Here is an 11,483-nt window from a genome sequence, read left to right as displayed (position 1 = left end):
GTCAGGGAAGAGGACGGGGGTGTGCGGGTGAGCCGATGGGGCGACGCGGTCGATGTGGTCGTCGTGCTTTCGGTTCTCGTCGCCCTGGCGGTGGAACGCCGGGTGCCGGCCATGCCGGCCATGCCTGCGAGGCCTGCGGCCGGCGGGCGCAGAATCGGTCCCGGGGGCCCGCTGGGCGTGGTGGTGGCACTGGTCTGTCTGAACCAGGTGTTGTTCACCGTCTACGTCGCGCGCGTGCACGGCGGCGACGCGTCCTTCATCGCCAGGTATCTGCCCGAGGGCTGGTTCGCCCTGGCCTCCACCGACAGCGGCCTGCTGGGATGGGCGGTGGCGCACTTCCCCGCGCCGGAACTCCTCGCGCCCTCCGTGCTGCGGGTGCAGGCCTTCCTCGAACTCCCCTTCGTGCTCCTGGCCTTCATGGTTGTGCTGCGATGGCTGGACCGCTCCCTGTACCCGAGGGTGGCCGGTTCGTCGCTGCTCTGGGCCGCGTCGGGTTCGTACACCGCCGTGTTCTGTCTCGTCGAGTGGGATCTGCGCAATCCGTACACGGTCGATGACATCGCCGTCCGGCTGGTGGCGGCTGTGGTGACACCGGTGTTCATCAGGTGGCTCGCCGTGCGCCAGGGCGAGGACGAGGGCGAGGACGACGACGAAGGCGAGGCGGATGGAGGGCCGCTCGGCGCGGGCGGCCTCCTGCTGTTCTTCGTATCGCTCGCCGCGCTGGGGGCACTGGTGCTGATGGTGTACGACACCGCTCTCCTCTACAACCTCGGTAAGGCGGAGCGGACTTGGCCGTACGCCGCGGCCTCTCTGCTCGTCCTGTTCCTCGCGCGCAGGGCCGCCGGAAAGGTCCACGGCCGGCCGGTCCCGGGTGGCGCGGTGGCGGTGATCAGCGAGGGCCTGCGCCGCTGGCTGGTCCTGTTCTTCGTGCCCGCACTCGCCGTGCGGTACGGGGTGACCTTCGGGACGCCTGCGCTGGCAGTGGCCGCCGGACTCCTGATCCTGCTCGTGGCAGCGGCGTACGCGCTCCGGCAGGGCGGTTCCGGGTCCCGGTCGCTCCTGGGCGCTCAGCTCGGCGCCGCCGTGGTCGCCGGGACGGCCGCGGCGTACGTGGCCGGTTCATGGGCGAGCGGCACCTACTACGAGGTCGCGCTCCTGAGCGCAGCAACGGCGTTTCTGCTCACCGGCCTAGCCGTGTGTGCCGCCACCGACGCCATCGCGCGACAGGGGAAGTCCGTTGAATCAGTGGAGTCGGGGGAGTCGCCGGCCTGTCACATGCCGCTGGTACGGTCCCGCCATGGCCGATGATCACGGATCAGCGAGAAGCCCCGTCACAGCCGACGACGTCCAGCATGCTGTGCGGCTCGCGCTCACGACCCTGCGGAGCCGCCTGGGCGCCGACTGGGACGCCAAGGCCGGGACCTTGGACTGGACCTGCTGGGAGACCGTCGAGCACCTTGCCGACGACCTCTTCGCGTACGCCGCCCAGATCGGCCCGGACGCGCCCCCGCTGGACAAGGAGATCCCCTTCCACTGGTTCGCGCGGCGGGAGGGCGGGCCCGCGAACGTGACCTTCGCGGACCGGGCTGCCGGGCCTGCCGGGCTGCTGACGGTACTGGAGGCATGCGGGGCGATGCTCACCGCGATGGTCCGGACGGCGCCGGCCGACGTGCGCTCGTACCACGGCTTCGGGGTGTCGGACCCGGAGGGCTTCGCCGCCATGGGCGTGGTGGAGACCCTCGTCCACACCCACGACATCGCCGAGGGGCTCGGCGTCTCGTGGACCCCGCCGGCCGGCCTCTGCGACCGAGTCCTCGCCCGTCTCTTCCCTGATGCGCCCGCGGATACCGACCGCTGGGCCACCCTCCTGTGGGCGACGGGCCGCGGCACACTGGACGGCTGGGGGCGGCTGGAGTCGTGGCGGTGGTACGGGGCGGTTCCCGACTGACACGATCCGTGTGACCGGACTCGCGCATGGCAGCGGCCGGGACCCTCTGACGGGTCCCGGCCGCTGTCGTCCGTTCAGGGTGACCGCGCCGAGGAACGACCGGGCGGTGTGGCGAACATCGGTCATGGTCGCACCGCCGTTCGGCGCGTCGGCGGTGGGCCCCAGGCGGTTGGTCAGCCGTTGAGCCAGTCGCCGTCGATCCGGTCGCGGACGCGATCCAGTGCCTGTTCCGTACGTCCCCTGACCATCAGCCACGCTCCGGCGTCGTCGCGCAGCAGCACGTCGTCGCGCAGGAACCAGCGCGTGGCCCCGTATTCGCCCGGCGGGTAGTCGGGCAACGGCAGCCGGACGGCGTGTTGTTCCAGCTCCTCCAGGTCCGCCTCATCCAGACCGTCAAGGAAGTCGACGAGCTCGTAGGGCTCGTGCAGCGACTCCGAGAGGACGATCTCGACGAAGGTGAGCGAGACACCGTCCAGCCAGGGCTCCCACGTCTCGGCGCTCTTGTCCGCCAGGTCAAGGCGCACGACGACGGCGGGGTCGTCCCGGTCGAGGTCGGTGAGCAGGATGCCCCAGCGGGCGGCGCCCTGGTTCTCGTCGCGGAAGACGAGCGCCTCGCCGCTCTCGTCGACGTACAGCTCGGCCGGGGCGCGCAGTGTGTCGTGGTTGCTGGTCAGGTCTCGTCGGTTGCCGAGGAGGGCGTACGCCTCGCGCAGCGCGGCCGGGAGTCGCAGCCCCAGCCGCTCCTCGGCGGCGGCGAGGTCCTTCCCGGGGCATCCGTCGGCGTCGTCGAGCGGGCCGTCCGTCCAGTGCGCGGTGAAGTCGCGGATGAACTGCCAGGCACCTGGCCGGCTTTCGACGCCCGCTGCCAGCGACCTGGCCAGGTCGAACTCGTGTGTCATGAGGTGACCGTACCGGCGGGCACTGACAGCCCCGGCAGGGCCGCGCGGTGACGGAACCGGGGCGTCCGGGAGCCCGGGAGTGCGAGAGCTTTCCGGCCACCGGGTCCACGGGATCCGGCCGGTCCGTCAGGTCCCCCTCCCGGACTATTGACTCTTTTTCTCACAGCCGCTTTTCTCGTCGCACTGCTTACGCAGTCATGACAATCCACCGATGGCCGTGACCCGATCCGATACGCCTTGGCTCTTCCAACCCCCCGCCCGCTCACGGATGTTCTGAGCGACGACACCGAAGGCACGAGTGATGACCACGAATCGACGCTCGCACCGCACACGTAAGCGGCCTCTCGCCGCTCTGATGCTGTTCCTCACCGCGGTCGCCCTGGTCCTCGGCACGGGCCCCAGCTCCTCGGCCGAGGCCGGCGCCGACTGGTGGAACCCCGCCGCGCGCCCGTCGCCCGACTCCCAGATCAATGTCACGGGTGAGCCGTTCAAGGGAACCGACTCCCAGGGGCGGGTCCGGGGCTTCGTCGACGCACACGACCACCTGATGTCCAACGAGGCCTTCGGCGGCCGGCTCATCTGCGGCAAGACGTTCTCCGAGCAGGGCATCGCCGACGCGCTCAAGGACTGTCCCGAGCACTACCCCGACGGTTCGCTCGCGATCTTCGACTTCATCACCAAGGGCGGCGACGGCAAGCACGACCCCAACGGATGGCCGACGTTCAAGGACTGGCCGGCCCATGACTCGCTGACACACCAGCAGAACTACTACGCCTGGGTCGAGCGGGCCTGGCGCGGCGGTCAGCGGGTGCTCGTCAACGACCTCGTCACCAACGGCGTGATCTGCTCGGTCTACTTCTTCAAGGACCGCAGCTGCGACGAGACGACCTCCATCCGCCTGCAGGCGCGGAAGACGTACGAGATGCAGGACTACATCGACAAGATGTACGGCGGCCCGGGCAAGGGCTTCTTCCGGATCGTCCTCGACAGCGCGCAGGCCCGCGAGGTCATCAAGCAGGGCAAGCTGGCCGTCGTCCTGGGCGTCGAGACCTCCGAGCCGTTCGGCTGCAAGCAGATCCTGGACATCGCGCAGTGCGGCAAGGACGACATCGACCGCGGTCTGGACGAGCTGTACGGCCTCGGCGTACGCAGCATGTTCCTGTGTCACAAGTTCGACAACGCCCTGTGCGGCGTCCGTTTCGACTCGGGCACCCTCGGCACGGCGATCAACGTCGGCCAGTTCCTGTCGACCGGCACCTTCTGGAAGACGGAGAAGTGCACGGGCCCGCAGCACGACAACCCCATCGGCCAGGCATCGGCGCCCGAGGCGGAGAAGAAACTTCCGGCGGGCGTGACGGTCCCGTCGTACGCCGCGGACGCGCAGTGCAACACCCGCGGTCTCACCGGGCTCGGCGAGTACGCCGTACGCGGCATGATGAAACGCGGGATGATGCTGGAGCTCGACCACATGGGCGTCAAGGCCGCGGGCCGCGCCCTCGACATCCTCGAGTCGGAGTCGTACCCCGGTGTGATCTCCTCGCACAGCTGGATGGACCTCAACTGGACCGAGCGGGTCTACGCTCTCGGCGGCTTCATCGCCCAGTACATGCACGGCTCCGAAGGGTTCATCGGGGAGGCGAAGCGCACGGAGGCGCTGCGCGACAAGTACGGCGTCGGGTACGGCTACGGCACCGACATGAACGGCGTCGGCGGCTGGCCGGGCCCCCGCGGCGCGGACACCCCGAACCCGGTGCGCTACCCCTTCCGCAGCGCCGACGGCAGCGCCGTCATCGACCGGCAGACCACCGGACAGCGCACCTGGGACATCAACACCGACGGAGCCGCGCACTACGGCCTCGTACCGGACTGGCTGGAGGACATACGCGTCGCCGGCGGCAAGGACGTCGTGGACGACCTCTTCCGGGGCGCCGAGTCCTACCTCACCACCATGAAGGCGTCCGAGAACCACAAGGCCGGGGTGAACCTCGCCGCGGGCGCCTCCGCCTCGGCCAGCTCCTCGGAGTGGAACCCGTTCACGAGCTATGCACCCGGCAGGGCGGTGGACGGCAGGACCGACACCCGCTGGGCCAGCGACTGGAGCGACGACCAGTCGCTCCAGATCGACCTCGGCGCGCCCAGGACGGTCAAGCGGACCGTCCTCGACTGGGAGCGCGCCTACGGGAAGTCGTATCGCATCGAGGTCTCCACCGACGGCACGGACTGGCGGACCGTCTGGTCCACGACCAGCGGTGACGGCGGCCTGGACACGGCGCAGTTCGCGGCGACTTCGGCCCGCTACGTACGCGTCCACGGGCTGGAGCGCGGCACCAAGTGGGGCTACTCCCTCCAGGAAGTCGGCGTCTACAGCAGCTGACATCACGCAGCGCGGTACCGACGGCCGGGGTGTGCCGGATCATCTCTTCTGATCCGGGACACCCCGGCCGATCGGGTTCACGGCGACCGAAGGGCGGTACGAGGGGCCCTCGTGGCTCTGAGAGCATGGCCCGCCGTTGCGATCCCCGTGGCCGGTGACGACGAGAAGGCATGATGACGTACTCCCCGAGACCCTCGGCCGAAGAGATACTCGACGCCCTGCCCGGCCTCGCACCCTTCGCGCGCGAGGCGGTGCGGCTGCACCCGAAGCGGGGGAAGCCGGGGCCGGGGGACAGTTCGATCGGCGGGCCGCTGCTGTGGCCGGACCAGGAGCCGTGGCCCACCTGTTCGGTACCCGACGAGGAGGACCCCACGGGGCTGCCCGCCACGGCGATGGTGCCCGTCGTCCAGATCTTCCGGCGGGACGTGCCGGGTCCCTGGTGGCCCGACGGCGTCGATCTCCTGCAGATCCTGTGGTGTCCCAATGAGCACTGGGACGTCCCGCCTCCCCAGGGCGACGGCAGCCCCGTCGTCGAGGTGCGATGGCGGCGGGCCGCCGAAGTGGACGGCACCTCACCACGAGTTCCGCCGGAGCCCTCGCGGCATGGCGAGGGTTATCTGCCCGAGCCGTGCACGCTCACCGTCGAGCCTCTGGTCGACTTCCCGTTCCGCGAGGTGCTGCCCCCGGTCCTGCGCCCGCCGCTGGAAGAGCTCGTCCGCAGGACCGGTGACGGCGGTGATGTGATCACCCGTGTCGCGGGGTGGAAGCTCGGCGGCTGGCCGACCTGGCATCTGAATCACCCCAGGGAGTTCTGCTGCACCACATGCGAGTCGGAGCTGACCCTGCTGTTCACCGCGGCCAGTGACGCCGAGTCGGCAGTGGTGGTGGGCAGACATGGCGACCTGCGGATCTTCGTCTGCCCGGCTGGTCACGACCATCCGTTCCGGGTTGATTTGCACTGATAGGTGCTTATGCCTCAACTGCCTCAGTACCAGAATGCCTTCGCGACCGCCTGCCCCGCCCGGGCCGTGCGGCCGTAGAAGGTGCGCAAGGTCCTGTGGCGCCCGGCGAAGATGTCCCTGACCTCCCCTTCGCCCCAGCCGGGGCCGAACGAGTCGTGGATCTTCGCGCTGACGGTCCCCCACAGCGTCTCGTACGGCACCTCCGTCAGGAATGCCGCCGCCGTCCGTGTCTCGGCCGCGGTGAGCACGGCGAACGGCGGCTGGTTGCCGGAGGGGTCCTGCACGACGCGGCCGCCGAATACCGGGAGCTCCCATGCCCCGTCGCCGCCCTCGGGGAGGGCGGCGCCCGCCTCGCACAGTTCGTGGACCGTACCGAAATCCTTCTCGATGGATGCCGCGATGCCCGCCGCGTGCTCGGCCTGACGCACGTCCCAGTCCCAGGCCGCCCCCATGAATTCCAGCAGCCAGGCGAAGTCGCGTCCGTGGACCTCGGATTCACTCACGGCGCGGAGATGCATGTGGAAGCTCATGGGCCGGGAACCTACTCCCGGGTGCTGACAATCGGGCTCGGCCTGTATCCGTAATGTCCGTCGCGAGTGAAGTCCTGCAACCACGGGTGAAGTCCTGCAACCAGATGCACACCGAGGCCGGAGACGCTTGAAGGCGGCCAAGGGTTGTACGGTCGGCGGAAATTTGTGCTGTGAGAACCCACACTCCGGATCACCGTGATGGTCCCGACACCGACGCCGCTTGGTCAGGCATGGACAGGGACTTCGGCACACTGCCCGGCGCGCGGGACATGCGCGCCTACGTCGCCCGTTTCGTCACGCAGTTGACCGAGCGGAACCGGCTGCCGCTCGACTACTCCGTCGCCAGTCTGCGCATCGTCGACTTCGTGGTCGACGGGCTCCGCCGCAACCGGCCGGAGCAGGCGCAGGTCGAGGCGGTTCTGAGCGGACTCGGGGCGTATTCCGGTGAGGTGATCGTGCGCCGGGCAGGCGGGCAGTGGGTGGACTTCGACGCCGTGCAGCGGGAGTTCTTCGGTCAGCCGGTCGGGATCCGGATGCCGGACGGCCGGGCCTGGAATCCGCTGGGTAAGGTGGTGAACCGGTTCGAGGCGGGCTCGGAGGAGTCCGTACAGCAGTTCTATCTGCTGTTGCACGGCCGGGCCGGCCGGAAGGTGCCGTGCTGAGTTCTCCGTGACATGACTTTGCGGGCGGCTGTGAGCCGCCGACACGGTGTCCGGCGCCGTTGTCGCTACGAAGAGGGAAGTGTGCGCGCCTACGACCGGGAACTCGGCGCTGTCGTCGAGCGGGCCCAGCAGGGTGACGAGGATGCGTTCGCGCAGGCGTACCGGATGGTCCAGCCCAGGCTCCTCGGCTTCCTGCGGGGACTGGTCGGGGAGGACGCCGAGGACGTGGCGTCCGAGGCGTGGCTGGAGATCGCCCGCGATCTGGGCCGCTTCCGCGGGGACGGGGCGGGGTTCCGCGGCTGGACGGCGACGATAGCCCGGCACCGGGCCCTGGACCATCTGCGCAAACAGCAGCGGCGCCCGCGCACCTCGCTCCTGGAGCAGGATCTGCTGGAGCTCCCGGACTCCGATGACACCGCAGCCGCGGCGCTGGAGTCCCTGGCCACGGAGAGGGCGCTGGAGCTGATCGGGAGCCTGCCGCGTGACCAGGCCGAGGCGGTGCTGCTGAGGGTGGTGGTCGGGCTGGACGGTCCGGCGGTGGGGCGGGCGCTGGGCAAGCGTCCCGGGGCCGTCCGGTCCGCGGTGCACCGGGGGCTGAAGAGACTGGCGGGGAGCCTGGCGCAGGCCGGGGCCCCGGGCCGCGAGACGCCCGGCGGGCGGCGACGCGAGCCGAAGGGAGAGGCATGAATCCGGAACGGGAAGATCCCCGCCCGCACACCCCGGAGCTCGAAGCGCTCCTCGAAGCGGCGCGCCGCGGCGGTACGCCCGATCCGGCCGCTCAGGAGCGGGCGCTCGCGGCCTTTCGCGCGGCGCGGGACGAGGGAGTGCACGCTGCACCGGTGCGCTGGCGGCGTGCGCGGGACGACTGGCGGCCCGCCCGTGAGCGGCGCCGTGCGTCCGTGCTCGTGAAGGCGTTGCTCGCGGGTCTCGTCGCGGGTGCGCTCGGCGGCGTGGCGGTGGCGGCGGGGACGGGCGTGATGCCCATGCCGTTCGGGGGCGACGAAGAGCGCGGCAGCGTGCGGGGCTCCTCCGTGACGCCGGGCCCGGACCTCAGCGAAACCTGGCGCGACGAGCGAGGACCGGAGCCCACGGGGCCCACGGGGCCGTCGGCGGGCACCGCGGGGCCCACGCGTCCCGATACGTCATCGGCCGACGCCGCGCTGTGCCGCGCGTATCTCGCCGCGCTGGAGCGGAAGGGGGTGCCGCCCCGTGGGGAGGCCATGAAACGGCTGGAGGCGAAGGCCGGCGGCCGGGAGCGCGTACGGGCTCATTGCGAGCGCGTCTACGCGGCCGAGGAGCGGCGGAAAGGCCCGGATCCGTCGCGGAGCCAGGCTCCGGAGGACGAGCCGGAGGGCACGTCCGGAGCCGGGCGGCCGACCGGGGAATCGGGTCGTACGTCCACGAAGGAGCCGGGGAAGCAGGCCACCGGGGCGCCGACCGGGCAGGACGGCACCTCTGCGCAGCAGCAGGCCCCCACGGACGCCCGCTGACCCGGTGTACCGACGGCTCGGTGTACCGACGACTCGGCGCCCCCGGCAGAAGGCACGGAAGGACGCGGATGGGTAGACGTGAATGGCCGGAAGAGAAGAGGGAAGGACGACCGGGGCCGCCACCCCCCACAGGAGAGGCCCCGGTCGCCGTCCGCCGGGACCGCGGAGCGGACCCGTACTTCTCTCAGCGCCGTGGGTGCGTTTTCTGTCACACCGCGCGGTCACTGCAGAATGTTGCAGGTTGTACAAGACATGGACGTGGCGCCTGCCGAGGACGTAGCGTTGCGCTGCGCGCTGGGCTGTGCGGCGGTAGTGACCAGCCGCGATCGACGAACGGGTAGTGGGAGTGCTGGGGGACGACGCGGAGTTGACCGCCGCGGTGAGCGCGGCGCAGGACGGGGACGAAGACGCCTTCCGGACTGTGTACCGCGCTGTGCATCCGCGGCTGCTCGGGTACGTACGGACGCTGGTCGGCGAGCCGGATGCCGAGGACGTCGCGTCCGAGGCGTGGCTGCAGATAGCCCGGGACCTGGACCGGTTCAGCGGTGACGCGGACCGGTTCCGTGGCTGGGCCGCGCGGATCGCCCGCAACCGTGCCCTGGACCACATACGGATGCGGGGCCGGCGGCCCGCGGTCGGCGGCGACGAAACCGAACTGGCCGGAAAGCCCGCCGAGTCCGACACCGCGGGCGAGGCCATGGAAGCCCTCGCGACCGGCCGGACGATGGAACTGATCGCCCAACTGCCGCAGGACCAGGCGGAGGCCGTCGTCCTGCGTGTGGTCGTGGGTCTTGACGCGAAGAGCGCGGCCAGGACGCTGGGCAAGCGCCCCGGCGCCGTACGCACGGCGGCACACCGCGGGCTGAAGCGGCTCGCCGAGCTGCTGGGCGCGGAGCACAGCGGTACGGAGGGCCTCGGGCGCGGCACGGAACTCGGCGCCGTACCGCTGCAGCGCAACCCGCGCCCCGGAGCGGCGCGCTCCGCCGGTGTGACGCATTCGCGTCTGCGGACGCAGAAGGACATGTGATGGCCGACGAGCGGTACGAATGGCTCGACAAGGCGGCTGCGGAGCGACTGCTTCGCGGCGAACCTGTCGAGCCCGTCGGCGTTGACGCGCGTAGCCAGGCCCGCGAACTCGCGGAGATACTGGACGCGGTCCGTGTCCGGGGCGCCGGGACCGAGCCGATGCGCGGCGAGGACGCCGCGCTCGCGGCGTTCCGCAAGGCCCGTGACGGCGGCGCGGCGGAGCTGCTGCCGGAGGTACGGCTCACTCCTTCGCCCCCGCCGGTCCGCTGGGGCCGGTCCATGCGCTGGGGGCTGGCTGCCTCGCTGGCCGGTTTCGCGGTGGGTGGTGTCGCCGTCGCCGCCGGGACCGGTGTGCTTCCGGTGCCGTTCGGCGGCGACCGTGCTCCGGCGCCCGCCTCCTCCGTCTCGGCCGCGGTCACTCCCGGCCCGCTCGTCTCCGAGCCGCCGACCGGTGGACCCGGTACGGCGCAGCTTCCGACGCCGACGGACGGTGCGGGCGATCCGGCGGCTCCGCCGTCCTCAGGTGCCGCCTCTCCCACGGGTGGCCCCCGGGACCGGGCGAGCGCCGGCGGCGAGCACTCCGAGTCGGCGGCGCCGGGCAGCGGCGGGCTGGACAAGGGCACCGGCAGTACGGAGTGGTACCGCAAGACGGCCGCCGCCTGCCGTGACTACCGCAACGGCACCCTGGACGAGGAGCGCAAGCGCGGTCTTGAGGCCGCGGCCATGGGCCCGGACCGGATCAAGCGGTTCTGCGACCGCGTGCTGTCGACCGACGGCAAGGGCGACAGCGGCGGCGACGACCGGGGCGACGGCAGCAGCGGCGGGGGTGACGACGGCAGCGGCGGGGGCGACGACGCCGACGACGGACCCTCCAACGGTGACGGCTCCGGCGGCGCGGGCGCTCCGGCGCCGAGCATCCCCGGAGTCCCGGCTCCGGGCGTTCCCGGCCTTCCGATGCCGAGCGTCCCCAGGGCTCCGATGCCGAACGTCCTGGTCGTGCCGACGCCGGTCGATCGTGCCGTCTAGGGCATGTTGCGAAAGTAGCGCCGTCCGCCCGGAGGGCGGAGCCCGCGCCGCCCGGCACTCCCCCGTAGGCCTTCGGGCACGGGAGGTGCCCCCACGCTGCGTTGTCGGGATCGTCCAAGTACGCCCGGTACGAGGACGACCTCCCCCAACCTCCGGCCGGGGGTACCCCCACCGCCTTGCATCTGCACGCACCGGACGCCGCGAAGCCCGCCCTCCGGGCGGACGGCGGGAGGCAGGACTCACTCGTCCAGGTCCTGTCCGGGCGATCTTCGAGGAACTGGCCGCGGCGTCAGATGCATGGGGTCTCTCCTGGCCCGGAGGGTCGAGGGGACGCATCGCAAGGCGGTGGGGGCACCTCCCAGCGGTAGCTGGGGGAGATCGCCCTCGTACTGGGCATACCTGGGCGACTCCGACAACGCAGCGAGGTGCCGTAGCTGGCGCCGCGGGCCCGACAAGATCGCCCGGACAGGACCTAGTGCCCCTCCCGGCAAGCTTTGCCCTGTCGCGCCGCCCGGCACGCACCCTCGCTGCGTTGGCCAAAAGCCCTGGTAGCTCCGCTACAAGGA

The 11,483-nt window shown here is 71.3% G+C and carries 11 protein-coding genes; 9 read left to right on the top strand and 2 right to left on the bottom strand.

Features of this window, described 5'->3' with window-relative positions:
- Positions 1 to 27 precede the first annotated feature (27 nt).
- On the top strand, positions 28 to 1,308 hold the full coding sequence (locus ACZ6ZQ_RS36905; protein ID WP_469772907.1) for a hypothetical protein: 1,281 nt from the start codon (positions 28 to 30) through the stop codon (positions 1,306 to 1,308).
- The gene (locus ACZ6ZQ_RS36900; RefSeq protein WP_469772906.1) at positions 1,298 to 1,948 is read left to right on the top strand and encodes a hypothetical protein; all 651 of its coding nucleotides are present in this window, start codon (positions 1,298 to 1,300) and stop codon (positions 1,946 to 1,948) included. Before ACZ6ZQ_RS36905 ends, ACZ6ZQ_RS36900 begins: the two co-directional genes overlap by 11 nt.
- 173 nt (positions 1,949 to 2,121) lie before the next feature.
- Here the strand turns inward: ACZ6ZQ_RS36900 and ACZ6ZQ_RS36895 are convergent, their stop codons facing one another.
- On the bottom strand, positions 2,122 to 2,847 hold the full coding sequence (locus tag ACZ6ZQ_RS36895) for an SMI1/KNR4 family protein (RefSeq protein ID WP_469772905.1): 726 nt from the start codon (positions 2,845 to 2,847) through the stop codon (positions 2,122 to 2,124).
- 301 nt (positions 2,848 to 3,148) lie between these two features.
- Here ACZ6ZQ_RS36895 and ACZ6ZQ_RS36890 point away from each other — a divergent pair, with 301 nt between their 5' ends.
- Both ACZ6ZQ_RS36890 and ACZ6ZQ_RS36885 read left to right on the top strand, forming a co-directional pair.
- Entirely contained in the window at positions 3,149 to 5,221 is a 2,073-nt protein-coding gene (locus tag ACZ6ZQ_RS36890) for a galactose-binding domain-containing protein (RefSeq protein ID WP_469772904.1), read from the top strand.
- Between the two features lie 170 nt (positions 5,222 to 5,391).
- Entirely contained in the window at positions 5,392 to 6,183 is a 792-nt protein-coding gene (locus tag ACZ6ZQ_RS36885; protein WP_469772903.1) for a hypothetical protein, read from the top strand.
- Positions 6,184 to 6,206: 23 nt separating this feature from the next.
- On the opposite strand, the gene ACZ6ZQ_RS36880 is transcribed toward ACZ6ZQ_RS36885, so the two are convergent.
- Entirely contained in the window at positions 6,207 to 6,713 is a 507-nt protein-coding gene (locus ACZ6ZQ_RS36880) for a DUF1877 family protein (RefSeq protein ID WP_469772902.1), read from the bottom strand.
- 230 nt (positions 6,714 to 6,943) lie between these two features.
- Here ACZ6ZQ_RS36880 and ACZ6ZQ_RS36875 point away from each other — a divergent pair, with 230 nt between their 5' ends.
- The 5 genes from ACZ6ZQ_RS36875 (at position 6,944) to ACZ6ZQ_RS36855 (ending at position 10,917) form a co-directional block, all read left to right on the top strand.
- Positions 6,944 to 7,375: a hypothetical protein gene (locus tag ACZ6ZQ_RS36875; RefSeq protein ID WP_469772901.1), complete on the top strand. Its 432-nt coding sequence runs from the start codon at positions 6,944 to 6,946 to the stop codon at positions 7,373 to 7,375.
- A gap of 81 nt (positions 7,376 to 7,456) precedes the next feature.
- Positions 7,457 to 8,062 carry an RNA polymerase sigma factor gene (locus tag ACZ6ZQ_RS36870; protein ID WP_469772900.1) on the top strand — a complete coding sequence of 202 codons (606 nt, stop codon included), beginning with the start codon at positions 7,457 to 7,459 and terminating at the stop codon, positions 8,060 to 8,062.
- Positions 8,059 to 8,865 (top strand): hypothetical protein, encoded by an 807-nt coding sequence (locus tag ACZ6ZQ_RS36865; protein WP_469772899.1) that lies wholly within the window; start codon positions 8,059 to 8,061, stop codon positions 8,863 to 8,865. The genes ACZ6ZQ_RS36870 and ACZ6ZQ_RS36865 overlap by 4 nt, the downstream gene beginning before the upstream one ends.
- Before the next feature lie 346 nt (positions 8,866 to 9,211).
- The gene (locus ACZ6ZQ_RS36860; protein WP_469772933.1) at positions 9,212 to 9,892 is read left to right on the top strand and encodes an RNA polymerase sigma factor; all 681 of its coding nucleotides are present in this window, start codon (positions 9,212 to 9,214) and stop codon (positions 9,890 to 9,892) included.
- Entirely contained in the window at positions 9,892 to 10,917 is a 1,026-nt protein-coding gene (locus tag ACZ6ZQ_RS36855) for a hypothetical protein (RefSeq protein WP_469772898.1), read from the top strand. Before ACZ6ZQ_RS36860 ends, ACZ6ZQ_RS36855 begins: the two co-directional genes overlap by 1 nt.
- The last annotated feature ends 566 nt before the right edge of the window (positions 10,918 to 11,483 follow it).

It is taken from the genome of Streptomyces sp. NPDC053673 (genome assembly GCF_055585225.1).
This window is presented reverse-complemented; position numbering and strand designations above follow the sequence as displayed.

Excerpts from the sequence above, each read along its gene's own strand:
- ACZ6ZQ_RS36875 (WP_469772901.1), top strand. The coding sequence starts at position 6,944 with ATGGACAGGGACTTCGGCACACTGCCCGGCGCGCGGGACATGCGCGCC.
- ACZ6ZQ_RS36895 (WP_469772905.1), bottom strand. The coding sequence starts at position 2,847 with ATGACACACGAGTTCGACCTGGCCAGGTCGCTGGCAGCGGGCGTCGAA.
- ACZ6ZQ_RS36900 (WP_469772906.1), top strand. The coding sequence starts at position 1,298 with ATGGCCGATGATCACGGATCAGCGAGAAGCCCCGTCACAGCCGACGAC.
- ACZ6ZQ_RS36890 (WP_469772904.1), top strand. The coding sequence starts at position 3,149 with ATGACCACGAATCGACGCTCGCACCGCACACGTAAGCGGCCTCTCGCC.
- ACZ6ZQ_RS36855 (WP_469772898.1), top strand. The coding sequence starts at position 9,892 with ATGGCCGACGAGCGGTACGAATGGCTCGACAAGGCGGCTGCGGAGCGA.
- ACZ6ZQ_RS36865 (WP_469772899.1), top strand. The coding sequence starts at position 8,059 with ATGAATCCGGAACGGGAAGATCCCCGCCCGCACACCCCGGAGCTCGAA.
- ACZ6ZQ_RS36885 (WP_469772903.1), top strand. The coding sequence starts at position 5,392 with ATGATGACGTACTCCCCGAGACCCTCGGCCGAAGAGATACTCGACGCC.
- ACZ6ZQ_RS36880 (WP_469772902.1), bottom strand. The coding sequence starts at position 6,713 with ATGAGCTTCCACATGCATCTCCGCGCCGTGAGTGAATCCGAGGTCCAC.